Source organism: Micromonospora sp. NPDC049175 (assembly GCF_043197345.1).
GTDB lineage: Bacteria > Actinomycetota > Actinomycetes > Mycobacteriales > Micromonosporaceae > Micromonospora.
In genome coordinates this window covers 850,157-873,126 of sequence record NZ_JBICSY010000002.1, presented here as the reverse complement: position 1 = coordinate 873,126, position 22,970 = coordinate 850,157, and the positions used below count along the sequence as shown (strand labels likewise).

The 22,970-nt window shown below is 71.9% G+C and carries 22 protein-coding genes; 7 read left to right on the top strand and 15 right to left on the bottom strand.

Going from position 1 to position 22,970, the window contains the following annotated elements; all coding sequences use genetic code 11:
- Positions 1–13: 13 nt before the first annotated feature.
- Positions 14–430, bottom strand: coding sequence for a hypothetical protein (locus tag ACGFH8_RS11000; RefSeq protein ID WP_393366028.1), 417 nt, complete (start codon positions 428–430; stop codon positions 14–16).
- Between the two features lie 292 nt (positions 431–722).
- Here ACGFH8_RS11000 and ACGFH8_RS10995 point away from each other — a divergent pair, with 292 nt between their 5' ends.
- A complete protein-coding gene (locus ACGFH8_RS10995) occupies positions 723–1,067 on the top strand; it encodes a DUF1801 domain-containing protein (protein WP_393366026.1) in 345 nt (114 codons plus the stop codon).
- Between the two features lie 120 nt (positions 1,068–1,187).
- On the opposite strand, the gene ACGFH8_RS10990 is transcribed toward ACGFH8_RS10995, so the two are convergent.
- Positions 1,188–1,370 (bottom strand): NUDIX domain-containing protein, encoded by a 183-nt coding sequence (locus ACGFH8_RS10990; RefSeq protein ID WP_393366024.1) that lies wholly within the window; start codon positions 1,368–1,370, stop codon positions 1,188–1,190.
- 163 nt (positions 1,371–1,533) lie between these two features.
- Complete coding sequence (locus ACGFH8_RS10985) at positions 1,534–1,905, bottom strand: winged helix-turn-helix transcriptional regulator (protein ID WP_393366022.1); 372 nt, start codon at positions 1,903–1,905, stop codon at positions 1,534–1,536.
- A gap of 46 nt (positions 1,906–1,951) precedes the next feature.
- On the opposite strand from ACGFH8_RS10985, the gene ACGFH8_RS10980 reads away from it, so the two are divergent.
- A complete protein-coding gene (locus ACGFH8_RS10980) occupies positions 1,952–2,884 on the top strand; it encodes an NAD(P)-dependent oxidoreductase (protein WP_393366020.1) in 933 nt (310 codons plus the stop codon).
- On the opposite strand, the gene ACGFH8_RS10975 is transcribed toward ACGFH8_RS10980, so the two are convergent.
- Positions 2,844–3,494 (bottom strand): CGNR zinc finger domain-containing protein, encoded by a 651-nt coding sequence (locus ACGFH8_RS10975; RefSeq protein ID WP_393366018.1) that lies wholly within the window; start codon positions 3,492–3,494, stop codon positions 2,844–2,846. The genes ACGFH8_RS10980 and ACGFH8_RS10975 overlap by 41 nt on opposite strands.
- 149 nt (positions 3,495–3,643) lie before the next feature.
- Here ACGFH8_RS10975 and ACGFH8_RS10970 point away from each other — a divergent pair, with 149 nt between their 5' ends.
- Positions 3,644–4,861, top strand: a complete 1,218-nt coding sequence (locus tag ACGFH8_RS10970) for an MFS transporter (RefSeq protein WP_393366017.1) — start codon at positions 3,644–3,646, stop codon at positions 4,859–4,861.
- A gap of 131 nt (positions 4,862–4,992) precedes the next feature.
- Here ACGFH8_RS10970 and ACGFH8_RS10965 read toward each other — a convergent pair whose 3' ends face one another.
- Positions 4,993–6,414: a glycoside hydrolase family 6 protein gene (locus ACGFH8_RS10965; protein WP_393366015.1), complete on the bottom strand. Its 1,422-nt coding sequence runs from the start codon at positions 6,412–6,414 to the stop codon at positions 4,993–4,995.
- 97 nt (positions 6,415–6,511) lie between these two features.
- Positions 6,512–7,732, bottom strand: a complete 1,221-nt coding sequence (locus ACGFH8_RS10960) for a DUF418 domain-containing protein (protein WP_393366013.1) — start codon at positions 7,730–7,732, stop codon at positions 6,512–6,514.
- Between the two features lie 366 nt (positions 7,733–8,098).
- On the opposite strand from ACGFH8_RS10960, the gene ACGFH8_RS10955 reads away from it, so the two are divergent.
- Entirely contained in the window at positions 8,099–9,481 is a 1,383-nt protein-coding gene (locus ACGFH8_RS10955; RefSeq protein ID WP_393366011.1) for a lectin, read from the top strand.
- Positions 9,482–9,607: 126 nt separating this feature from the next.
- Entirely contained in the window at positions 9,608–10,852 is a 1,245-nt protein-coding gene (locus tag ACGFH8_RS10950) for a PP2C family protein-serine/threonine phosphatase (RefSeq protein ID WP_393366009.1), read from the top strand.
- Positions 10,853–10,861: 9 nt separating this feature from the next.
- On the opposite strand, the gene ACGFH8_RS10945 is transcribed toward ACGFH8_RS10950, so the two are convergent.
- The 8 genes from ACGFH8_RS10945 to ACGFH8_RS10910 all read right to left on the bottom strand — a co-directional run bounded on the left by ACGFH8_RS10945 (position 10,862) and on the right by ACGFH8_RS10910 (position 20,274).
- On the bottom strand, positions 10,862–11,212 hold the full coding sequence (locus ACGFH8_RS10945) for an STAS domain-containing protein (RefSeq protein WP_393366008.1): 351 nt from the start codon (positions 11,210–11,212) through the stop codon (positions 10,862–10,864).
- A gap of 112 nt (positions 11,213–11,324) precedes the next feature.
- Entirely contained in the window at positions 11,325–12,485 is a 1,161-nt protein-coding gene (locus tag ACGFH8_RS10940) for an alanine racemase (protein WP_393366007.1), read from the bottom strand.
- On the bottom strand, positions 12,482–14,080 hold the full coding sequence (locus ACGFH8_RS10935; protein ID WP_393366005.1) for an IucA/IucC family protein: 1,599 nt from the start codon (positions 14,078–14,080) through the stop codon (positions 12,482–12,484). The genes ACGFH8_RS10940 and ACGFH8_RS10935 overlap by 4 nt, the downstream gene beginning before the upstream one ends.
- Entirely contained in the window at positions 14,077–15,702 is a 1,626-nt protein-coding gene (locus tag ACGFH8_RS10930) for an IucA/IucC family protein (protein ID WP_393366003.1), read from the bottom strand. Before ACGFH8_RS10930 ends, ACGFH8_RS10935 begins: the two co-directional genes overlap by 4 nt.
- On the bottom strand, positions 15,699–16,871 hold the full coding sequence (locus ACGFH8_RS10925) for an acetyl-CoA carboxylase biotin carboxylase subunit family protein (protein WP_393366001.1): 1,173 nt from the start codon (positions 16,869–16,871) through the stop codon (positions 15,699–15,701). Before ACGFH8_RS10925 ends, ACGFH8_RS10930 begins: the two co-directional genes overlap by 4 nt.
- A 119-nt stretch (positions 16,872–16,990) precedes the next feature.
- Positions 16,991–17,677 carry a hypothetical protein gene (locus tag ACGFH8_RS10920; RefSeq protein ID WP_393365999.1) on the bottom strand — a complete coding sequence of 229 codons (687 nt, stop codon included), beginning with the start codon at positions 17,675–17,677 and terminating at the stop codon, positions 16,991–16,993.
- A gap of 24 nt (positions 17,678–17,701) precedes the next feature.
- The gene (locus ACGFH8_RS10915; RefSeq protein WP_393365997.1) at positions 17,702–18,358 is read right to left on the bottom strand and encodes a DUF305 domain-containing protein; all 657 of its coding nucleotides are present in this window, start codon (positions 18,356–18,358) and stop codon (positions 17,702–17,704) included.
- A 14-nt stretch (positions 18,359–18,372) separates the two neighbouring features.
- Positions 18,373–20,274: a sigma-70 family RNA polymerase sigma factor gene (locus tag ACGFH8_RS10910; RefSeq protein WP_393365995.1), complete on the bottom strand. Its 1,902-nt coding sequence runs from the start codon at positions 20,272–20,274 to the stop codon at positions 18,373–18,375.
- Between the two features lie 310 nt (positions 20,275–20,584).
- Between ACGFH8_RS10910 and ACGFH8_RS10905 the strand changes: the two genes are divergently transcribed.
- Together ACGFH8_RS10905 and ACGFH8_RS10900 are read left to right on the top strand one after the other, a co-directional pair.
- Entirely contained in the window at positions 20,585–20,770 is a 186-nt protein-coding gene (locus ACGFH8_RS10905; RefSeq protein WP_393365993.1) for a hypothetical protein, read from the top strand.
- A 225-nt stretch (positions 20,771–20,995) separates the two neighbouring features.
- Positions 20,996–21,808, top strand: coding sequence for an RNA polymerase sigma factor SigF (locus ACGFH8_RS10900; protein ID WP_393365992.1), 813 nt, complete (start codon positions 20,996–20,998; stop codon positions 21,806–21,808).
- Between the two features lie 39 nt (positions 21,809–21,847).
- Here ACGFH8_RS10900 and ACGFH8_RS10895 read toward each other — a convergent pair whose 3' ends face one another.
- Positions 21,848–22,909 (bottom strand): DUF2855 family protein, encoded by a 1,062-nt coding sequence (locus ACGFH8_RS10895; RefSeq protein ID WP_393365990.1) that lies wholly within the window; start codon positions 22,907–22,909, stop codon positions 21,848–21,850.
- Between the last annotated feature and the right edge of the window lie 61 nt (positions 22,910–22,970).

Genomic DNA, 22,970 nt, shown 5'->3' with positions numbered 1-22,970 from the left:
CCGTACGGCGGCATCACCCGCCGTAGAGGTGAACGCGGTGGTCGACGTCATGGTCGGGCCTGCGGGAGATGAACTCGTCGCGTCGCACCTGGTCGTTGGCCACGAGAATCAGCCAATCCTCGTAGTACCAGCTCGGATTGCACGCGCAGCTGGTGACGGTGAACCGGAAGTTTGCCCGGTACCGGCCGACCTGCCCGGGAAGCAGCGTGAAGAGACGGCCTGGACCACTCTGGCGAGGGTAGGCGGCCCGACCGGGTAGCCGGTCGACCACCAACCTCGTGGTTTCCGTCGACAGCCACAGGCCGAGGTCGTGAGCACGCCCCACACCGCCACCGACTACCTCGTCCTGACGCGTGTATCCGTTTGCCTCATCGGCGAGTACGTCGTGGACGACCACGTCACCGGCCGGCAGTGACGGAGGAAGCAGCACCGGACGACACAGCCCGCGTCGCGCATTCGCCTGCGGCGCGCCGCGGGCAGCCGCGCCCCACCGCACACGTATCCGCTGGACGGTGATCACGACTCACTCTGGCCCGCCGGGGCGGCGACGCACCAGTCGTTTTCGGCATCGTCAACCCCCGGCGCACCGGGGCCGCCGGGCCGGGGGTACGGCCGGCGGATTCGCCCGAGGCGGGTGGCAGTGCAGAGTAAGAGCGAGGCGGTCACCGACCCTCGGCTACGACACGTCCGGAAGACCAGTGAGCACCGATCAGGGAGAAACTGTGAACGACGAGGTCACCCAGTACATCAACAAGACGCAGCCGTGGCAGGTCGAGGTCTGCGAGAAGCTGCGCGCGATGATCGACAAGACGGTTCCAGGCGTGGAGGAACGACTCCAGTACGGCAAGCCGCACTACCTCAAGAACGGCCACTACGCGGCCGTCATCGCGGTGGCCAAGGCCAAGGTCTCGTTCATGGTGTTCAACGCGACGGACGTCCCCGCGGTCAAGGGGTTCCTCCGGGCGATGGGCAACGGCGAGCGCAAGACCGTCGACATCACCGAAGGGCAGGACGTCGACTTCGACGCACTCGCCGACATCCTGGGTAAGACCAGCGCTGGCCTGTAGCTACGGGCGTGCCGCGATCGACTTGTGGTGCCGGCCGGCGTCCGCCCTGCGGCGTGGGCCGGCACCGTGCCCGTCGAGTGCGCGGCGCGAGACCAACCTCGACAAGCCGTGGGGATCTGGTCAGTCGACGACGTGACGACGCTGGATCTCGAAGCGGAGCGGGCTGATGTCGTACTCGATCTCCCCCAGCTTGCGCACGACGGTGAGCCCCGTCAGCCCGGTCTCTTCGCGGGCCTCGCGCAGCGCGGCGTCCGCCGGATCCTCACCTGGGCGGACGCTGCCGCCCGGCACCTGGATGCCCACCTCCTCGCAGCTGAAGTCGGCTGGTGCTCACCTTCTCGGGCATGGCGCCTCCCTCCGCTGGATTCCTGATGCGCCGACCCGCACCGTAGCCACTTTTTTGTGGGTACTTGTCGGCGCATCGGGCGCCGGGTGAATCTGGTTGTGGCGGGTCGCGGGGCCGGGATCACGGGGAGGTGGGTGATGGCGCGGGAGGCCCGTCGGCCTCGGTGAGCTTCTCCAGGCGACGGTGGCCCCAGTCGGCGACGGGAGCCAACGCCTCGGAGAGGTCCCGGCCGAACGCGGTCAGGGAGTAGACGGTCTTCAGGGGCAGCACCTCGTGCACCTCCCGGTGCACCAGTCCGTCGGTCTCCATCTCGCGGAGCGCCTGAGTCAACACCTTCTCGGTGAGACCCGGCAGTTGCCGGCGCAGCTCGCCGGGACGGCGGGGACCGGATTCCAGCAGCCAGAGCAGCGCCGTCTTCCATTTGCCGTCGATCACGGCGATCGCGGCGGTCACCCCGCAGACGTTCAGGTCCTGTGCACGACTGCGCGTCATGTTCGTCCTATTCGCTCTTTTTCCTATACTTTCTGGGAGCTGAAGCATGTCCTCGTACTCCGAAAAGTCTGTCACGGTGCTGGGCCTGGGGCCGATGGGGCGGGCCCTGGCCGGCGCGTTCGTGGACGCCGGCCTGCCGACCACGGTCTGGAACCGGACCCCGGGCCGGGGACGGGACCTGGTCGAGCGGGGTGCCGTCGCCGCCCGGTCGGCCGAGGAGGCGGTCGCCGCGAGCGGGCTGACGGTGGTCTGCGTGGTGAACTACGACGCCTCGGACGCCATCCTGAGACGCGACGCGGTCATCGACGCGCTCAGGGGGCGCACGGTGGCGAACCTGACCGCGGACACTCCGGGCCGGGCCCGGGACACCGCGCAGTGGGCGGTCGGGCACGGCATCGGGTACCTGGACGGGGCGATCATGACGCCGACCACCTCCATCGGGACGCCGGCCGGGGTGTTCCTCCACAGTGGCCCGTCAGATCTCTATCGGGCGCACCGTCAGGTGCTGGACGCGCTGGGCGGCACCCACACCCACCTGGGCGAGGAGATCGGCCGGGCCGCGGCGTACGACATCGCGTTGCTCGACATCTTCTGGACCGCGATGGCGGGCTATGCGCACGCGCTGGCGGTGGCGCGGGCGGAGGGTGTCACCGCGCGGGAGCTGGCGCCGTTCGCCGCCGGCATCGGCGCGATCCTTCCGCCGATCTTCGAGCAGGCCGCGGAGGAGGTGGACAGCGGCAGCTTCTCCGGCGAGGACAACCCCATCACCTCGGCGGTGTCGTCGATGGCCCACATCGTCCACACCTCCGAGGCTCACGGCATCGACGCGGGCGTGATGCGCGCGGCCGAGGGCATGGCCCGCCGCGTGATCGGGCTGGGCCACGGCACCGACGGGTTCACCCGGGTCACCGAGGTGCTGGGGCGCTCTCGCCTGCTGCCTACGAGCGTGCCGTCCGGGCGGCACGGCGACGCTCGGTGAGCCGCCGCGCCTTCACCACGTTGCCGCAGTCGGCCATGCGGCACCAGCGACGGGACCCGCTGCGGCTCTGGTCGAGGAACAGCCAGCCACAACCACCTTCGCGCACCGGGCAGCGGCGCACCCGGGTCAGGTCGGCCGTCAGCATGACGTCGAGGGCGGCCCCGGCGATCCGGTCGGGCACCAGCATGGTCGGCACCGTGCCGTAGGTCAGCAGCACCCGCGACGAGTCGAGCACGAATCGTGCTCGGGCGGCCGCGCCGGACCAGCGCTGGTGGAGGGCGACGAGCGCGGCGCCGGCCGCGACCGGGTCACCCGCCGTCGCGCCGTCCGCGTCCGTGATCGTCGCGAGCAGGACGAGATGCAGTCCCTCACGGATGTCCCGCACGGCGGCCAGTCCCGCCTGCGCCGCCGCGGGCTCGTCGCACCACGCCCGGTCGACCTGGTCGGCCTCCACGTCGCTGAGCACGCCCACCCGGACCGACCAGCGCAGCAGGGCGGAGCTGTCGGACAGGAAGTCGTGCGGCGACCCGCCCCCTCGTTCGAGTGTGTTGACCAGGTCGAGCACCGGGTGCCCGCCGACCAACGGCAGCTGGGACACGTCGAGTGGCATGCCGAAAAGGCTACCCCCTAATCCATCGAAGGAGGTTACGCACCGATCGGGGAACGAGATTCCCACCGGTCTATGCTACCGTCAAAACCCGCTTAGCTGGAATCACACCGGAGCGGCTTGGACCGCGTTCAGGATCTGGGAGGTGGCCGATGGCGCACCAACGACGCGCGGCATATGCCCTCGCCGCACTGTCCGCCGCCACCTTCTGTTACGTCACCACCGAGGTGCTTCCGATCGGGTTGCTCACCCTCATCGCGCCAGACCTGGGACGCACCAGATCCGAGGCCGGCCTGCTGGTGACCGGGTACGCCGTGGTGGTCATGATCGTGGCGCTCCCGCTGACCCGGGTCACTCGGGGAGTGCCCCGACGCCCGCTGCTCGTCAGCGCACTCGGTGTGTTCGCCGCGGCGACGACGGTGTCGGCCGTCGCGACGTCCTACGAGGTGCTGCTCGCCGCGCGACTGGTGTCCGCCACCACCAACGGGGTCTTCTGGGCGGTGGTGTTCCCCGTCGCGATCTCGATGTTCCCTCCGCACATCCGAGGCCGGATCGTGGCTCGACTGTCGATCGGCAACGCTCTCGGCCCGGTCCTCGGCGTGCCACTGAGCACCTGGTTGGGCGGGCAGGCCGGGTGGCGGGCCGCCTTCGTCGCGATGGCCGTCCTCGGCTTCGTCACCTGCCTCGCTGTCGCCCTGCTCCTGCCGAGCGTCACGCCACTTCAGGGTGCGGGCGACGTCGGGCCCCCGCCGGATCGACACCGCTTCGTCGTGCTCCTCGTCGCCACCGTCCTCGCGGTCACCGGCGCCATGGGCGCGTTCACCTACATGACAGTCTTCCTCCTCGACGTCAGCGGGTTCGCCGCCGCATCTCTCGGCCTGCTGCTCTTCGTCCAGGGCTCGTTCGGCGTCGCCGGCACCTGGGCGGTCGGCCGGGTGCTGGACCGGTTCCCGCTCGGTGTCGTGCTGGGTCTCCTCGGGCTCATCACCGCCGCGATGCTCGGCCTCTACGCGGTCGGCGGGAGCAGGGCACTGACGATCCCGTTGCTCGCCGTGGCGGGGATGTCCTTCAGCTCGCTGATCGCGGGAATCCAGCACCGCGTCATGCAGGTGGCCCCGTCGACCACCGACATGGCGTCGGCCAGCCTCAGCGTCGCGTTCAACGTCGGCCTCGCCGCCGGCTCGCTCATTGGCGCGGGCCTGCTGGCGACGATCGGGGTGCGCGTCATCCCGTTGTTCGGTGGCCTGCTGACGGCCGCGGCGTTCGCGTTGCTCGCCGGCCACGAGATGTCCCGCCGGAGAAGACACCGGGAGAGCGCCAGTCGTCGTCCCGACCTACCATCGGTCGGACAATCCGTGGCTCAGGTGTGAGTCGTGGACGAGAGCGCCTGAGCCGACGCATCCGCCGGCTGCCGTCCCGGCTGATCCGTCGCCGGCCCCGACGCGGACGGGCCCGGGGCGGAGCGTGGTGCTCCGCGCCGGGCCCGTGACGTCGAGTGGGGTCAGCTGGCCGCGCAGATGGCCGTCGCGCCCGGGCCGGTGCCGGTGCCCTGGAAGCCGAAGTTCGTCGACTGCCCGGCGCCGACGCGTCCGTTGTAGCCCACGTTCGTGAAGCTGACGGTCCCGCTGGTGCCGCTGGCCTGGGCGCTCCAGACGCCGGTGACCGCCGCGCCGCTGGGCAGCGTGATGGTCGTGGTCCAGCCGTTGATGTCCGCGGAGCCGGCGGTGACCGTCACGCTCGCGGTGAAACCGCCGGACCACTGGTTGACCACCACCGACGCGGAGCAACCGTTACCGGTCGGCGGCGGGGTGGTCGGCGGCGCCGTGGTCGGCGGCGCGGTCGTCGGCGGGGCCGTGGTCGGGGGCGCCGTGGTCGGCGGGGCGGTCGTCGGGGGCGCCGTGGTCGGCGGGGCGGTCGTCGGGGGTGCCGTGGTGGGCGGGTTGGGCACGCCGTTGGCCAGGCTGTAGGCCAGGTCGGGCTGGAACGAACCGGCCGTGTAGCGGCAGCCGTCCGCCTCACCCGGCGGCTTCACCCAGAGGTACGCGTCGATGTTGCTGTCGCCGGTGTTCGTCGTCGGGTACTGCCCGATGCGCCTGTCGCTGTTGTCGTCACCGCACCAGTCACCACTGGCGCCACCGTTACGGCTGGTGTCGATGACCTGGCGCTTGCCCGAGAGGCCCATGCCGTTGAGGGCGGAGATGACCGCCCGGCCGAAGTTCGCCTCGCTGGAGGTGGAGTTGTAGTTCGACACGTTGCTGAAGAAGCCGTCGGCGTACTGCACGCCGGCCGCCCGGAGCCGATTGGCCGTCTCACCCGCGCTGTTCCAGGTGGAGTGACCGGCGTCGAGGTACACCTTGGCGTTGGGGTTGCCCGACTTGATGGTCCGGGTGGCCGTCGAGATCGCCTGGTTGCGCGCGTTGATCTCGCCGCTGCTCAGGCACGTCAGCAGGGCGAGCGAGTCGGTTTCCAGGATGATGATGACGGTCTGGTTGCCCAGTCCCCTGGCGAAGTTGGACACCCACGTCTGGTACTGGTTGAGGTCCGGCGCCCCACCGGCGCTCGCCCCGCCGCAGTCCCTGTTGGTGATCTCGTAGACCGCCAGCACCGGGATCTGTTGTGCCGCGTTGGCGGCACCGATGAACCCGGACACCTCGGACTGCACTGTGGAGGGGTTGAAGTTGGCGAACCAACGGGCCTGGGGCTGACTCGCGATCTTGTCGCGGATGACGGCCGCCCGCGAGTCGCCGGGGTTGGCGGCGACCCAGCGGACGACTGCCGAACTCGGGTCGCGGTAGAGCGATCCGGACAGCGTGCCGGCGGAGGCGGTGCCGACGGTGAGGCAGACGCCGACGGCGGTGGCGCCCGCGACGGCCGCCAGGCTGGTGGCTACCGATCTGCGGCGGAGCGAGGAGAGGATAGCCACGACGTGTTGCCTCCTGGTCACATAGACGTTTCCAAGTTGGTGGGAGCGTTCCCATGGACGGTAGCGGAGGCACGCTTCGCTGCCAAGACGTGGAGACCTATCGATGCAATGCCGGGCTGGTGTGGGCGGCGCGCAACGGTGGCCACTGCCGCTCGGTCCAGGCCCGCAACAACCACTCCATCGGCCCGTACTGGAACCGCGCCATCCACGCCGCGCTGACGGCGAGCTGCACGCCGTAGATCGCGACCGCGATGAGGATGACGACAGCGGGTGCGACGGTGCCGGCGAGGCCCAGACCAACGCCTGTGAACACCAGCACGCAGAGCAGCGACTGACCCAGGTAGTTCGACAGGGACATCCGGCCGGCCGGCGCGAGTACGGCGACGACCCGCCGCCCCCGGTCGCTCCTGAAGAACTGGAGCAGGCTGGCCGCGTACGCCGCCGCGAGCAGAGGCGCGGTGAGCACGCCCGCCGTCAGACCGGTCAGGTTGGCGGTGCCCCCGCCCGAAGCGAAGATCACGCCACCGGCCAGGCCGACCGGATAGCCCACCTGTTGCACCCGGCGCAGGAGCTGCCGGTTCTCGCCGACGGTGGCGAGTAGCCGGCGTCGCCCGGCCGCGTAACCGAAGAGGAAGGCCGAGAAGGCGAGCGGCCCCTGCACGAGGAGCGCGCCGACCATCGCCGGCAGCTGGCGTACGTGCTCGGCGATCACCGAGCCGAGCCCACCCTGCAGTGCCTCGGTCGACCTCTGCCCGGCCGCGAGTGCCGTCGCCGGATCGGTGACCAGCTCCACCCCGCCGGTGGCGGCGAGCGCGAGGACGAAGCCGATCCCGCCGGTCACCAGTACGGCGATACGCACCGCGGTCCCGACGCTGACTCGGCGCATGGCGAAAAGGACCAGACCGAGCAATGCGTACGTGGTCAGGATGTCGCCGTGGAACAGCAGCACCGCGTGCAGGATGCCGATCACGAAGAGCCCGGCCAGTCGTCGCCGGAATCGTGGTGCGAAGTCGACGTTTCGCCGTGCGGCGGAATCGAGCTGGAGCGTGAAGCTGTAGCCGAACAGAAAGGAGAAGAGCAGATACGCCTTCATCGCGAAGAGCGCCTCGACCAGCCACACGACCGCCTGGTCACCCCACGAGTCGTGCGCGGGATCCGGAACCAACTGGAAGGCGTAGCCGGAGGCGAAGAAGGCGATGTTGACGATCAGGATGAGGAGCAGCGCCGCGGCGCGCAACGCGTCGACGTCGACGATCCGAGTGGGCTTGTTGGACGGTGCCCGATTCCTGGCAATCGGGTCTTCGATGGAAGGGTTCATTGGCCACCTCCGGAGCATCAGGAGTTGTGTTTAATGACTCTCCCGTAACGCTATGAAGTGGCCCGCCCGGATGACAGCCAGTGAGCGGGAGGGCTGTCGGTGGGGTAGGCCCTACCCCCAGAATTCCCCTCCGTGCTCGCAACCTGCCGGACACAGCATTGACATACTTCACTGTCCGATCTAGCGTCGGGTCGAATCGATTCGAGGCCGAGTCGGGGCCCCGGCACCAACCGGGGGCGACCGGTCGAAGGTGTCGGGCATCCACGGTGTCGGCCGCCGACGATTCGACGACCACCTGGTCCCGCGTGGGCGGCGAGGCCAACCGTGCGTCTCAGTCAGTTCGTGTCGAGTGGCAGGAGCCCCATCGTGACAAGACGTAGACCCATCCTTGGCCTGTTGGCAACGGCCGCGGCTGTCGTCGTGACCGTGAGCGCGGGGGCACTGGCCGGCGGCCTGGGCACCACCGCGTCGGCCGCGGACATCGCCCCGGCCGCGGCGACCGCCGGGTGCGGCAAGGCACCCACGTTGACAAGCGGTCAGCGGACCATCCAGAGCAGCGGCCAGAACCGTAGCTTCATCCTGCGGATCCCGGACAACTACGACCGGAACCACCCGTACCGGTTGATCTTCGGATTCCACTGGAACGGCGGCACCGCAGGCGACGTCGACGGTGGCGGGTCGGATGGGGCGGCCTGGTCCTACTACGGGCTGCGGCAGCAGGCGAACAACAGCACCATTTTCGTCGCCCCCCAGGGCAACGGCAACGGCTGGGCCAACCCCAACGGCCAGGACGTCACGTTCGTCGACAACATGATCAGCCTGATCGAGGCGGACCTGTGCGTCGACACCACGCAGCTCTTCGCGCTCGGCTTCAGTTACGGCGGCGGCATGAGCTACTCGCTCGCCTGTTCCCGGGCGACAGTCTTCCGGGCCGTCGCGGTCTACTCGGGCGGGCAGCTCAGCGGCTGCAGCGGCGGCACCCAGCCGATCGCGTACATGGGGATCCACGGCATCGGGGACCCGGTGCTGAACATCTCCGCCGGACGGTCCCTGCGGGACAGGTTCGTCCGGAACAACGGGTGCACCGCGCAGAACCCGCCCGAGCCACGAGCGGGCAGCCAGACCCACGTCATCACCACCTACTCCGGCTGCCGAGCCGGCTACCCGGTGGTGTGGGCCGCCTTCGACGGTGGGCACGGCCCCGGCCCGGTGGACGGCGGCGGCGAGAGCGGCGCCCGGACCTGGACCAAGGGCGAGGTGTGGAGGTTCTTCACCCAGTTCGGCAGCACCGACCCGACGCCGACCCCGACCACGTCACCCACCACGTCACCCACCTCCAGCCCGACCACTCCGCCACCGGGCGGCACGTCGGCCCTGCGTAACGCGTCCTCCGGGCGGTGCCTGGACGTCAACGGGGCCTCGCAGACCAACGGCGCGGCGGCGATCATCTGGGATTGCCACGGCCAGAGCAACCAGAGCTGGACCGCGACCGCCGCCGGGGAGCTGCGCGTCTTCGGCGGAAAGTGTCTCGACGTCAACGGCGCCGGCACCGCGAACGGCAGCTCGGTGATCATTTGGGACTGCAACGGCCAGTCCAACCAGCGGTGGACGGTAAACGCCAACGGCTCGATCACCGGCGTTGGTTCGGGCCGGTGCCTGGACGTGGTCAGCAGCGGCACGGCCAACGGCACGCGCGTCCAGATCTGGGACTGCAACGGCGCGGCCAACCAACGATGGAGCCGCAGCTGAACCCGGCGAACGTCGCGGGACAGCAACGGTAGATCCGGCTCGGCGGCGGAACCACCCGGTTTCGCCGCCGAGCCGCGCCGCTGGCAGACCATGTCGGCGCCTCCGTTGGTTGCCTATGCTCGACGGGTGGAGGACAACGATCAGGCCGTGCTGGCCGGGATGCTCCAGTCAGCCGAGGAGGCCGCTCCGGTCGAGGCCGTCGAGGCCGTCACCGGCACCATCGCCACGGCGCTGGACGCGCTCGACGTCTCGCTGCTCATCGCCGACCTCAGCGGCCGGGCACTGGTCCGGCTGACCCACCAGCCGATCAGCGGCCGCCCCGGTCGGCGTCAGGGCACGGAGGCCGCCGAGGTCTTTCCGTTCGACGGCGGGCCCTACGAGCAGGCGCTGCGCCAGCAGACCACGCTCGTGCTCCCCGGAGACGGCCACTGGACGGTGCTCGCACCCGTCACCGAGCGCGGCGAGGCCATCGGCCTGCTGGAAATAGGCCTGCCCGACGAGCCGGACACCGCCGCGATCGCGGAGATCGCCCGCACCGCACACGCGCTGGCGTTCGTGGTCATCGCCAACCGCCGGCACACCGACCTGTTCGAATGGGGGCAACGCAGCACCCCGTTCACGCTCTCCGCCGAGATCCAACGCCGCCTGCTGCCCGCCTCGTTCACCTGCGAGGCCGGCTCGTTCGCGCTCTCCGGCTGGCTGGAGCCCGCCGCCAGCGTCGGCGGGGACACCTTCGACTACAGCGTGGCCCGCGACGTGCTGCACGTCAGCGTCACCGACGCGATGGGCCACGGCGTGGCCAGCGCGCTGACCGCCACCCTCGGCGTGGGTAGCCTGCGCAACACCCGCCGCCGCGGCGACAGCCTGATCGCACAGGCCGAGGGAGCGAACCGGGCCGTCGCCGAGCACGCGAACGTACGCGGGGCCTACGTGACAGCCGTGCTGGGCCGCATCGACCTGACCACCGGGCGGTGCGAGTTGCTCAACGCCGGGCACGTCCCGCCGATGCTGGTCCGGGACGGCCGGGCCACGCCGCTGGAGTTGCCCGCCAACTTCCCGCTCGGCATGTTTCCCGACGAGGGCTACCGCAGCGGGCTGGTGCCCCTGCGGCCCGGCGACCGGCTGGTCATCGTCACCGACGGGATGCGCGAACGCAACGCCGCCGACCTGGACCTGCCCGCCGCCCTGCTCGGCATCTCCCACCTGCATCCCCGCGAGGCGGTCCGGGCGCTGTCCGACGCGGTGCTGGCAATCGCCGGACCGGTCCTGGCCGACGACGCGACCCTGCTCATCATCGACTGGTACGGGGGTGACGGATCACGTTCGAGCACCGCCGGCGCGGACACCGCCCGCGCCAGCGCCCTCCCCTAGTGACTGCGGTCACGACACCACCCGCGCCGCCTCCTCGGCGTCGTCCACGGTGTCGAAGACGTCGATGACGCGGTCCACCGAGGTGATCGACAACACCGTGCGCACCGAGCGACCGACCCCGGCCAGGGAGAGCGAGCCGCCCCGCTCCCGCAGGTCCTTGTAGGCGACCACGAGCGTGCCCAGGCCACTGGAGTCCAGGAAACCGACGCCGCTCAGGTCGACCACCACCACCTGCACGCCGCTCTCCACCAGCTGACGTAGTTGGTCCCGCAGCTCGGGCGTGGTGCTCATGTCGAGGTCGCCGGCGACCTCCACCACGGTGCCGATCCGCCCCTGCCGCGTCGACAGCGTGAAGTCCACGTAACCCCCTCGATACGGCCGTCACCGGCAACTCGGCAACACGTCGCGCCGTACCCACGGTGCCAGAAACCAGCCGCGATCGCTCGTTGACGCGTCCCCCCAGCGGCGGGCGCTACGAACTTCGCAGCACGACCGCGTCGTCTCGGGCAGCCCATTCGGCGGCCACCCGGAGCGGGTCACCGGTGCGGAAGAGCGGCGGTTCGTGCAGCAGGAAGTCCCGGTGGCTGATGTTCCAGGCGTACGCGCCGGCCATGGCGAAGGCCAGCACGTCACCCACGCCGATCGGCCCGGCGGTGGCCGAGGAGGACAGGACGTCCTTCGGGGTGCAGAGCTGCCCGACCACGGTGACCGGCCCGCCGTCGGTGCGCGCCGCGTCGGACCCGCGCCGCCGGTGCACGGTGAACGGCTGCGGGTGTCCCTTCGCCGCAGGCGTGCGCAGGTGGTGGGTGCCGCCGGCCACCACCGCGAACCACTCGCCGTGGGAGCGCTTCACGTCGATGACCTCGGTGAGGTACGCCCCGCAGTAGACGGTGACCGACCGGCCCGGCTCGATACGCAGCCGCACCCCGGGGTGCGCGTCGAGGACGTCGGCCAGCGCCCGGCCGTAGCCGACCCAGTCGAATCGTGCGGCCGGGTCGGCGTAGTCGACGGCCATCCCCCCGCCGACGTCGACCTCGGCGGCACCGACCTCGGTGACCGCCCACTCGACCACGGCGGCGGCGACCGCGCCGGCGAGCGGGGCGTCCAACCCGCTGGCCAGATGCGCGTGGACTCCGCGTACGTCGATGCCGGCGGGCGGGCGGCGGGCACACTCCACCGCGTCGGCCGGGTCCATGCCGAACGGGCTGGGCCCGCCACCCATGAGCAGGCTCGCGCCGGGCGCGTCGACCGGCAGGTTCACCCGGAGCAGCACCTGGGCGGACCGGCCCGAGGCGGCGGCCAGCGCGCCGAGTCGCCGCAGCTCGGCGGGAGACTCGACGTGGACGCGGCGGACTCCGGCGGCCAGCGCGGCGGCGAGGTCCGCGTCGGTCTTGCCCGGCCCGGCGTACGCGGCGGCGGCGCGGCCCGGCAGCACCTCGGCCAGTCTCCGCAGCTCGCCCCGGCTCGCGGCCTCGAACCCGTCCACGACCGGGGCGAGGGTCCGCAGTACGCCGGGGTCCGGGTTGGCCTTCACCGCGTAGAGCAGCTCGACCGGCCGGGGCAGCGCCGCCCGAATGGTTGCGGCGTGTGCCGCCAGCGCGTCGAGGTCGTGGACGTAGACCGGGCGGGTCACCGGGCCCGGCCCATCGGGTTGGGCACCGGCACGAACGGCGCGGCCCGGTCCGCGTCGCGTCGCCAGCGCACCAGGAGGTTGGCCTTCGCCACAAGCGGCTCGCCGTCGAGCAGCGCGCGCAGCTCGGGCGGGTCGTCGAGGTCGGCGGCGACCGCCTCGACGACGGCCCGCAGCTCCTGCCACAGCCGCCGTTCGATGCCCGGCCGCGCGTCGGCGAGAGCTCCGCTGATGCCACCGAGGTGGTTGACGAACAGGCAGTAGACGATCCGGTGGCGGGCGTCCGAGGGGCCGTAGCGGACCTGCGCCGGAACGCCGTCCGGCCAGGTGGCCCACCTGTCGGCGGCGAGCTTCACCCCCTCCAGGTCGCGCAGCAGCATGCGTGCCGGGCGGCGGTCGCGGTCGAGCACGACGACCACGTTCTGCAGGTGCGCCTCGTGCACCACGCCGTGGCTGAGCCAGCAACGCAGCACCGCCGGCACCAGCAACTCCACGTACGCCCGCCACCAGGCCACCGGGTCCGGTGTCGCCAGCGGCTCGGCGGCCAGCGCCGCCGCCAGGATCGGGGTGTCCCCGGGTCGCAGGTGCGGGCGCAGGCCGGTGCGCAGGATCGTCCCGTACGCCTCGTCCGGACCGGGGACGTCGACAGTGCGGTAGGCGGGCTCGGCGAGCAGCCCGACCCCGTCCGGCAGCGGCACCCGGGCCAGCAGGTCCGTCAGGGCGACCGCGCCGGTCAGTTCGTACCTGGCGTTCTTGCGCAGGCAGTTGGTGATCCGCACGTGCAGGCTGGTCTTGACGAACAGGTCGGCCGCCGGGGCGTAGAGGGTGCGGACGCTTGCCGTCGGCCGCACCGGCACGCCGGCCTCCCCCAGGTCACGCAGCCCGGGGTGGGTGGGCGGGAGCAGTGACAGCTGCCACGGATGCACCGGCAGGACGCGGTGCCCGCGCGGGGGCCGGGGCGGGTCGAGAGCGGCCACCAGCGCATCGAACGGCCCGACGCCGGCGACCAGGTCCTCCGGTACGGCGAGCCAGCGCAGCCGGAACGAGGTGCGCAACTCCGGCGCGTACGCCCGCCAGTGGTCCGGGTCGCCGCTGCGCCACTTCGGGGTGGGGTGGTGCGGGTGGCCGAAGACAAGCGACTGCTCCGAGTCGACGTACGCGTCGATGGCGGGCTCGCCGGTGGGGGCGGGATCCTCGGCCGGGCGTTCGGCGAGCAGCCGGGCCACGGTGTCCCGGCTGGCCCGGACCTGCTCGACGAACTCGTCGTTCGCCAGGCCGGTACGGGTGGTGAGTTCCGCCGCGACCAGAGCGGCCAGCCCGTCGGCGTCCAGGTCATCCCAGCGCCCGTCGTCGGTCATCCGCTGCACCGGGCCGGCGTAGCGGTGTGCGCCGAGCGGCGCGACCCGCGCGACGGCGCAACGCAGCGTGACGTGCGGGTGGCGCAGCAGCACCCGGGCGGCACCGTCGACGACGAGCGGCGCACCGTCCGACGGGGCGAGCTCGCGGATCAGGCAGCCGAAGACGGCGTGGGCGGCGGCCAGGTCGGCGAGCTGGCCGGTGGCGGTGACCGGCCGGGGGCACAACCGCACGCTCGTCATCGTGTCTCCCGGAGGTAGTTCGGGCCGGTACGCAGGTAGTACTTGTTGATGTCGGCGCAGCCCAGCCGCTGCTTGGGCAGCAGGGTGCCGGCGGTGAGCATCGCCTTGATGGGCAACTGGGCGGCGCGCAGGACCTGGTCGGTGAGGCTCCGTGCCGCCGGCCCGTCGCCCCACCGGTCCCGGGCGGCGGCGAGCCGGGGCGCCAGCGCCTCGGCGGGGGACGGCACCGGCAGCCCCCGGGCGGCCAGGGCGAGCAGGGGCGCGGCGGCGGCCAGGTGCAGGGTGATGGTGATGAACACGTCGGCCAGCTCCTGCGGATCGCGCGCCCACATCCGGTCGTCGTGCAGGGTGAGCCCGCGCGGGCCACCGTACCGCGTGTCGAGTCGAGCGCCGTCGTTGTCCTTGTAGAGCAGGCCGACCGTGGCGTCGGGGTACACCAGCAGGTGGATGTTCTGCGGGTGCGCCTCCAGGGCGATGCCGTGGCGTAACCACAGGTGGACGTGCCAGTCGAGCAGCAGGTCCAGGTAGGACTCCAGCAGTCTCTCCGGCCGTTCGGGGCTGATCCGGGCCAGGACCGTGCCCGCCACCGGATCGGTCGCGGCGAGGGCCGCGACCGGCACCACCTGGACCCCGGCCAGGTCACGCGGAAACCGGCGCAGCAGGAAGCCGCGCCGCTCGTCGCCGTCGACGTGCGCCCAGGTGCTCTCGTCGGCGTGCCGGATCCGCCCGGCGAAGGCGGGTTCGGCGTTCGCGGTCCGGTCGAGCAGCGCCGCGACTGTCGCGCCGTCGGCGAGCGAGCCCGGCTGCAGGGTGCGTCGGTTGCGGGCGCCGAGGCTCGCGGTGGGTAGCGGCAGCTTGAGATGCAGGTACGGGTCCTCGTCGAGCGCCACCGTCCGCATGGAGAGGGTGGGCCGCACCGGGGTCACCGGCAGGTCGGTCACCGGGAGCGCGTCGCGGGCCACGGTGATCGGATGCGCGGGCAGCAGCAGCTGATCCGGTCGCGGTGCGCGCGGCCACCAGGACGGCAGCTCGCCCGCGAGCCGGACGTCCCGGGCGGGGGCCGCGTACCAGCGCAGGGCGAGACGCGGGGCGTGCTCCGGGGCGTACCGGAGCAGTTCTTCGTCGGTGAGACCGTGCCGGCACCTGTCGGTGGGGTAGACGGGGTGGCCGTGGTGGGCGGCGAGCACGTCGTCCAGGAGCGCCGCCGGCAGCCCGGTCGGGGTGCTCGCGCGCGCGGCGGCCACCTCGGCGAAGACCCGTGGTCGGTGCCGGGCGGCGAGCCGCCGGGCCCGGAGGTCGGCGCGACACTCGGCGTCGAAATCGCGCCAGCCGGCCGCCGCCTCGGCGTTGTCCCGTGGGGCGAGCAGCGTCAACAGCCCGGCCAGGGTGTCCGTCCGATGGGTGGCGCCGTCGGCCAGCACCAGCACCGTCGGCACGGCGCTGCGCAGGGCCTGCTGGAAGCCGTCCACCCGCACCGGAATGCGTAGCAGGCCGGTGGGGTGCGGCACCTGCCACCAGCCCGGCCCGTCCGGGCGGCCGGTGCTGAGCAGACCGAGGTGGTCCTCGCGCAGCAGGGCGTCGAGCACCCGGGTGAACACCTCCCGCTCGCAGTCGTCGCTCACTCGACGATGGTCCATTTCAGGTCGGCGCGGAAGGCTGCCAACGACGCCCGGACGCTGTCCCGGTCCGGCCCGATCGCGTGCAGCACGGCCAGGTAGTCGCGGTTCGTGCCGGTGTGCTCGGCGAAGCGGCCCACCGCGCGCAGCGGGCGGCAGCCCAGCCGGACCTCGCCGTGCCCGGTGTCCAGCGGGCCGGGCGCGGCGGTGAGCCGGCCCGACCGGTCCGCGCAGACGTACTCGACCTGGGCGTACCTGTCCACGGTGGTGGGTAGGCCGAGGGCGGCCACCGGTTCGCCGAGGTGCACCCGGATGACGTGTTCGAACAGCGGCACGCCGAGCAGTTCGGCGAGGATCAGGTCCATCCGGTCGCCGATGAGGCGGTAGTTCACCTCGATGAGCCGGACCCGGCCGTCGTCGGAGACGACGTACTCGGTGTGGCAGGCGCCGAGGCCGACGCCGAGCGCGTCGAGGCACGCCCGCAGCTGGGTGCTCGCCGGCTCGGTCGGAGGTGACCAGGCAAGGCTCTCCTCGGTGAAGGTCGGTGGCGGGCCGAGGGCGGTGCGCCACCCGCCGAGGGAGGCGAGATCCGTGCCGTCGCCGAGGGTTTCGAAGGTCCGCACCTCCCCGGCGAGATACTCCTCCACCACGAGGGCCGCGTCCGGCCGCCGGCCGCGGATCTCGGCGACCCGGGCGACCAGTTCGGGTCGGTCGGCCACCAGGTACGCGTCCTCGCTGGCCACCCCCTCGCGGGGTTTGACCACCGCCGGAAACATCCCGGCCGAAACCTCAGGCGCGGTGCCGGGGTCGACGGTGACGGTGCGGACCAGATCGAGGCCGGCAGTCGCGATGGTCCGCCGGGCGGCGGCCTTGTCCTTGCAGAGACGGGCGGCGTCCGGGTCCTTGCCGGGCAGGCCGAGCTTTCGGGCGGCGATCGCGGTGGCCTCCTGGAGATGGTCGCTGTTGGACAGTAGCGCCACCGGCCGGTTCGACGCCGTCGCCGCGACCACCGCGCCCGCGTCCCGGACCGCGCAGCGCGTCACCGGTGCGTCCGCCGGCCATTCGGTGGGCCGGTCGGTCAGCACCGTGGCCGACAGCCCCAGCGACTCCGCCGCCGGGAGGAACCCTTCCAGGACAGCGTCGGTGGGGTTGAGCGCGGTCAGATAGATCCTCATACCGCCTCCGTCGACTACCCGATGTCGCGATTAGGGTAGCCTACCCTTATTGGGTGATCTCGATCAGCACGGCAGCTCGGTCAGCGCAGCAGTTCGATCAGCACTGCGGACGGTGGGCGTCAGCTGTTGGCGTTCCAGAAACCGACGAGGGTGGCGGTCCACCAGCCGAGCTGGGAGAGGGTGGCGGCGGCGACGCCGGGGAGCAGGGCGGACCAGGGTGGACGGCCCCGCACCGCGACGAGTCGTTCCCGGACCCGGCCGAGGAACAGCCCGTTGACCCCGACCAGCAGCACCGCGAGCAGCTTGACCCAGACCAACCCGGACGACGTGTCCGGGCGCAGGGCGGCGCCGCTGGCGAGCAGACCCACCAGGCCCAGCCAGATGAGCAGGTGCGCACCGCGCGCGGCGGTCAGCACGGTGCCGAGCGGTTCCCGGCGCAGCAGCCAACGGAGGCTGAACCAGTCCACCGTCAGCACCGCGCCGAAGCCCACCACGAGGCAGGTCAGGTGGCAGAAGAGGGCAACCATCCGCCAACCCGGCGAGAGGGTGACGTGTGGCGCGGCGAGGATCGCGAGCAGCCATCCGACGCTCACCGTCAGGATCGAGGCGGTGACGGCGGCGCGCCCGGCCGCGCGACGATGACCACCGCGCCACCCCGCCGTCGGTGTCGAGTCGGGCGGCGACGTTCTCCGCGTACGCCGCGTCGCACGCCGAGCGGGGCCGGCGGCGTCCGACGTGCCGGCACGGTGAGCGGGACGTAACGCCCGCGACGAGGGAATGTCGGCCCGCAGGTCAGCTGCCCGCATCGGCCGGTCCTTTGGGCGGCATGCTCAGTTGACCGGCGCTGCCTCGGGCGCGCCGGGCCGACTGTCCAGGGTGCTCAGCTCGGTGGTCCGCGTCTGCTGGATCCTTCCGGCGAGCGCCTTCAGCTCCGGGCTCCCACCGGCGGTCTGCTCACCCCTGCACAGCACCACCGTCTGCGCGAGGTGCGCTCGGAGCAGGGCAGCCGCCCGGGCCGGCACCTCGGCGTCCGGCGCGCCGCGCAACTCGGCGAGGCTGGCGTCGGTGACCATGCCGGGCATCTGGTGCCCCTCGTGGATGTCCAGCTCCGCGACGTTGCCCGCGGCCAGCAGCCCACGGAGGTCCCGCAACTCCGTCTGATGGGCCTCCCGGACCTCGCCGAGAAGGGCCCGCAGCGACGGATCCGCGTCCGCCGGCCGGGTGTCGAGGTGCTCGATCAACGCGAGCACACCCTCGTTCATCGGGATCAGCAGTTGAATGAAGGCGTCGTCGGTGCCGTTGAGCAGCACGGGCGCGGTCGTCACCGGAGCGGCCGGCGGGGCGGTGGGCGGCTGGTCGGCGCTGCCCCAGCCTCGGGTGAGACCGACGGCCAGCGCCGTCGCGACAAGGGTCACGGCGACGCCGACGATCCGCCAGGCGCGCGCGGTGAACCCGTGGCGCGCGTCGCCGGTCCGGTGCTCGTCCATTCGTCCGCCCCCGCTCACCGGGCGGCTTGGAAGGCGCGGCCGACGACCGTCGCCTCGGTGCCGTCCGTGAACAACCCGGATCGGTCCTGGTCGGTGGCGGGCAGGCCGAACCAGGCGTAACGCTGCACGTAGGGCAGTCGACCGAGCATGGCGGTGGCCGCGGTGAGGAAGGCCGCCTGCTGCTCCTGGCTCGGGAACTGTTGACGGCCGGAGTCGAAGCGGATCAGGGCGAACTCGGTGAGCCAGATCGGTTTCCGGTAGCGCTGGTAGACAGCCTGCAGGTACTGCCGGAGTTGATCGACGGCGGTGGCGCTCGTGAAGTCGGCGCCGAACCAGTGCAGCGTGATGAAGTCCACCCGGTGGCCCCGGGCCTGGGCACCGGTCATGAACCGGTCCAGCCACCCCTGCGGATCCGGCCCGCCCCAGGCCACCGCCGGGCTGCCCAGCCTGCTGCCCGTCGCCATCAGCTGCGGCCACAGGTCCAACGCCTGCTCGACGGTCATGTTCGCCTGCTCGGGCAGGTCCGGTTCGTTGAAGGTGAGCAGGTCCGGCCCCGCCGCCTTGGCCCGGGCCAACTCGGCGGCGGTGACGTTCTCCGCGCCACGGATCATGGGCACGAACGTCACGCCCCGCGGCGTGCTGATTCCCGGGTGCTGGGTGCCCCACGTGTAGTACCAGCCGGCCTTCGAGTTCGCCAGCGCCTGACTGGCGCCGGCGAAGTTCCACACCCCGACGCCCTTGCGGGCGGAGCTGACGGCCGGGGCGACCGGGGCCTTCGACGAGGGTCGGGCGCTCGGCGACGGCGGGCTGCTCGGCGGGGCGACGGCGGTGGGCGCCGCGGACGGCGGGGCGGCCCACGAGGGTGCTGGTGGATCCTCCGGCAGGATCACCACCGCCGCGGTGATGGCGAGAACGGCCGCGGCCACCCCGGCGGCGAGAGAGGGGAGCAGGCCACGGGGCCGGTTCACCGCGAGGTCGAGAGCGCTCGGGCCGCCGCCCCCATCGGTGGGCACACCACCGGCTGGGCTCTGCCCGGCGGCTGGGCTCTGCCCGGCGGCGTGTCCGGCCGTCGCGGGCTCATGCCCGACGGCCTGCGCGCCTGCCGGAGACACCGCCGCGCCCGGGAAGTGGGCGCTGAGATCCGCCGGCAACGGCAGCATCGGCAGTCCGGCGAGCAGCCGGTCGATCGGCAGCAGGGTGGTGCCCAGCCGCCCACAGAACGCGCAGTCGCGGACGTGTCGGGCCAGTCGCTTGCGCCACAGCGGGCTGGGAGTGCCATCCCAGTCGGCGGTCGCGGTCGCCAGGTCCGGGCAACCAGGGTGGGCGCGCAGCGCGCGGACCACGCCGCGGGCGCTCTGGATCTGCTCCTTCATCCGGTGGATCCGCACCGCGACGTGTCCGGGCGACAGGCTGAGCGCGTCGGCGACCTCGTTGCGGGTGATCTCGCCGGTCTCCTCCAGCCACCACAGCGAGAGCAACTCCTGGTCATCCGGGTCGAGCCAGCGGGTCGCCTCGGCGACCTCGCGTCGCTGGTCGGTGAGACCGAGCCGGAGGATCGTCATGCCGGCGAAGTCGGAGGCGGGGTCGGGCACGTTGTGGATGACGTCGAGCCCGGCGTCGCGGTTGAGCGCGACACGTCGGCGCTGTTCCCAGTCGCGCACCTGCCGGATGGTGATCGCCACCAGCCAGGACCGGTACGCCGCCGGGTCGTTGAGCGCGGGCAGGTGCCGGATCACCCGTACCAACGTCTCCTGGACGACGTCGTCGACGTCGGCGTGCCCCCGCAGCGCACGCCCGACGATGTTGTAGACCAACGGGAGCGAGGCCGCGACGACGTCGTCGAGGGCGCGCTGGTCGCCCTGTCGGGCCGCGACGACCAACCCGACATCGGGTAGTGCTCGACCGGCTGACGGCATGGCTGTCACTCCTCAGGTGCTCATCCGCGCGGACCCGCGCTGTGTGCGCTGACCGCCCTCATGATCGGAGACTGGCACCGGCAGGTGGGATTACAGAATTCTCCGTCGTCGGCGGTCCGGTCGGACCGGGGTCCGTCGGCGGCGCGTGCGGATCGACAGCGCCGGGTATGGTGCGAGGTGTCGGTGTCGCCGGGCGTTCGCCCGTGCACGACACCCTGATCGGGCGCCGCCGTGCGGCGCCGACCCGGCACTCATCGGGCGAGACGTCCCGTGGCCCGGCCGCACTCCCTCACCGAAGACAGGATCCTGCATGACATCGAACGACAACGGCCGACCGGCCCTGTTTCTCGCCACGGCGAACGCCGACGGGCCGGACGGGTCGGCGGTGCCCGTCGACGGCAGCGCGGAGGCCATGCGCCGGCTGCGCCACCCGTTCGCGGTGCAGCCTGCCCCGCAGAGCCCGACCGCCGGCGACGACGGAGATCGGCGCGGCTGATCCGGCGATCCCGTCCACCACGCACACTCATACTTTCAGCTACTAATGGGTAAGACTTTCAGGTAAGGTGTGGGTCATCAAGTGGACGACATGACGCGGTGGTGAGGCCCGTGATCGTGGCCTCGCGACAGCGCGTGTTCGCCCGTACGTGCGCTTCGGCGGCAGCCGGTTCGGAGATCTTCCGGTCGATCCGATCGACGGGCATGTATGGGAAGGGCCACCCCCATGACCAGCATCGTCAGATCGGCCACCAGCACCCGCGTCGGCCAAAAGGGCAGCGACCACAGCCCCGATGAGCTCCTGACCGCCCTGGCGGCGACCGAGGCGCACGACCCGCGCCGCCGGGCACTGCGGGATCGCACCATCGAGGCATGGCTGCCGCTGGCCCGGCACCTGGCGCGCCGCTACTCGGGACGCGGCGCACCCGACGAGGACCTGACCCAGACCGCCTCGGTCGGGCTCATCAAGGCCGTGGACAACTTCGACCACACCCGGGGTGTCGACTTCAGCGGGTACGCCATTCCCACAATCATCGGCGAGATCAAGCGCTATTTCCGGGATCGCACCTGGGCGGTGCGCGTGCCCCGCCGCCTCCAGGAGATGCGCATGTCGATAAGCGCGGCGAACAGCGTGCTGACCCAGAACCTCGGTCGCTCGCCGACAGTGGCCGACATCGCGTCCTACCTCGGCCTGTCCGAGGAGACCGTCCTGGAAGGGCTGGAGGGCGCACGCGCTTACCGGGCCACGTCGCTGTCCACCCCGGTCGGGGCGGACGGCAGCCGGGAACTCGGCGACACCCTCGGCGGCGACGACCACGAATTCGACCTCGTCGAGATCCGCGTCGCCCTGGACCCGGCCCTCGCCACGCTGCCGGAGCGCGAACGCCAGATCCTGAGCCTGCGCTTCTACGGCAACCTGACCCAGGCGCAGATCGCCGACCGGGTCGGCGTCTCGCAGATGCACGTCTCCCGACTGATCACCCAGTCCTTGACGGCGCTGCGCCACCGCCTCGTCGACCTCGACCACAGCGCGTTCTGAGGCCGGCACCGTAAGTCTGCGGCCGGCACCGATGTCCGCTCACAACTGGACGACGTGACCCACCCGTGGCGGCGTACGACCGGCGAGAACGTCGAGCCAGGCGCTTTGGAGGGCCTCCGGCCCGGTGCCGACCTGGACGTCGAGCCACCCGCCCACGATGGCGGTGAAGCGCTGCCAGGCCTCGGTGAACCGCTCGTCGAGCCCCGCACGCCCCCAGTCCTGGCCGCGCTTGCGCATCTGGACCGGCGCGAAGAACACCTCTTCGGCGGCGTCGGCGTTGGGCGTCTGGTTGGTGAGGCCGACCGCGATGTCCCGGACCAGCCGGTCGCCGAGTCGCCGACGAAGGGCGGCCCGGGTCGAGGGTGCGCCGGACAGGTCGAGGTAGACGGACGCGACGACGTCCAGATCGTCGATGTCGTCGTACGAGACGACCTCGTCGTAGCAGCCGAGCGAGCGGGTGAAGGCCAGGTTGCCGGGCGAGGTGAGCCCGACCAGGCGCGGCCCGCGACCGTGCAGCTCGAACGCGGCGGCGTACGCGGTCTTGCTCGACGCCGACGACAGCAGCAGCGTCTCGGCACCGTAGAAGTCGTTGTCGGCGACCTGGTCGGCCAGCATGAACGAGGTGAAGAACAGCGGCCGGAACAGGATCAGCAGATCCTCCTGGTCGGGCCGGTACGCCGGGTCACCGGTGGTCAACCGGTACGCGTTGTACGGTGACGGCAACTCGGCCCGGTGCGGGCTCGCGTCCCGGAACCCGGACGCGTCCACCCGGTCCGGCCGCACCAGCAGGTGACCCGCTGGCGGGAGGTAGCCGTAGATCCGCTGCCCCGTCTCGACGCCCGCGACGGTCGACGTGACCACCTCGGCGAAGCCCCAGAGCGGCGGCAGGCCCCACTGCGGCCCGAGCCCGCGCGGCGGGAAGAACTGCCAGTATCGCATCGCGTCGCCGAGGACCGCGTAGGTCACGTTGTTGGCGGTGAGACCGACCCGGTCCACCCGCAGCAGCGCCTCGCCGTCGGCCACCGCGGGCGGGTCGCCATCGACGAGCGTGGTCTGCCCGAGGTCGTCACGTGCCACGGCGAAGGTCCATGAGTCGGCCATGAGGTGACGCTAGACACCCCTCCGGACCCAGACAAGTGCACTGGGAGTGCAAAATCCCACT

What these genes read in the sequence shown, in the direction of transcription:
- ACGFH8_RS10985 (WP_393366022.1), bottom strand. Translation starts at nt 1,905, where the DNA reads ATGACGCGCAGTCGTGCACAGGACCTGAACGTCTGCGGGGTGACCGCC.
- ACGFH8_RS10980 (WP_393366020.1), top strand. Translation starts at nt 1,952, where the DNA reads ATGTCCTCGTACTCCGAAAAGTCTGTCACGGTGCTGGGCCTGGGGCCG.
- ACGFH8_RS10975 (WP_393366018.1), bottom strand. Translation starts at nt 3,494, where the DNA reads ATGCCACTCGACGTGTCCCAGCTGCCGTTGGTCGGCGGGCACCCGGTG.
- ACGFH8_RS10970 (WP_393366017.1), top strand. Translation starts at nt 3,644, where the DNA reads ATGGCGCACCAACGACGCGCGGCATATGCCCTCGCCGCACTGTCCGCC.
- ACGFH8_RS10960 (WP_393366013.1), bottom strand. Translation starts at nt 7,732, where the DNA reads ATGAACCCTTCCATCGAAGACCCGATTGCCAGGAATCGGGCACCGTCC.
- ACGFH8_RS10935 (WP_393366005.1), bottom strand. Translation starts at nt 14,080, where the DNA reads ATGACGAGCGTGCGGTTGTGCCCCCGGCCGGTCACCGCCACCGGCCAG.
- ACGFH8_RS10925 (WP_393366001.1), bottom strand. Translation starts at nt 16,871, where the DNA reads ATGAGGATCTATCTGACCGCGCTCAACCCCACCGACGCTGTCCTGGAA.
- ACGFH8_RS10920 (WP_393365999.1), bottom strand. Translation starts at nt 17,677, where the DNA reads ATGCGGGCAGCTGACCTGCGGGCCGACATTCCCTCGTCGCGGGCGTTA.
- ACGFH8_RS10915 (WP_393365997.1), bottom strand. Translation starts at nt 18,358, where the DNA reads ATGGACGAGCACCGGACCGGCGACGCGCGCCACGGGTTCACCGCGCGC.
- ACGFH8_RS10910 (WP_393365995.1), bottom strand. Translation starts at nt 20,274, where the DNA reads ATGCCGTCAGCCGGTCGAGCACTACCCGATGTCGGGTTGGTCGTCGCG.
- ACGFH8_RS10905 (WP_393365993.1), top strand. Translation starts at nt 20,585, where the DNA reads ATGACATCGAACGACAACGGCCGACCGGCCCTGTTTCTCGCCACGGCG.
- ACGFH8_RS10900 (WP_393365992.1), top strand. Translation starts at nt 20,996, where the DNA reads ATGACCAGCATCGTCAGATCGGCCACCAGCACCCGCGTCGGCCAAAAG.
- ACGFH8_RS10895 (WP_393365990.1), bottom strand. Translation starts at nt 22,909, where the DNA reads ATGGCCGACTCATGGACCTTCGCCGTGGCACGTGACGACCTCGGGCAG.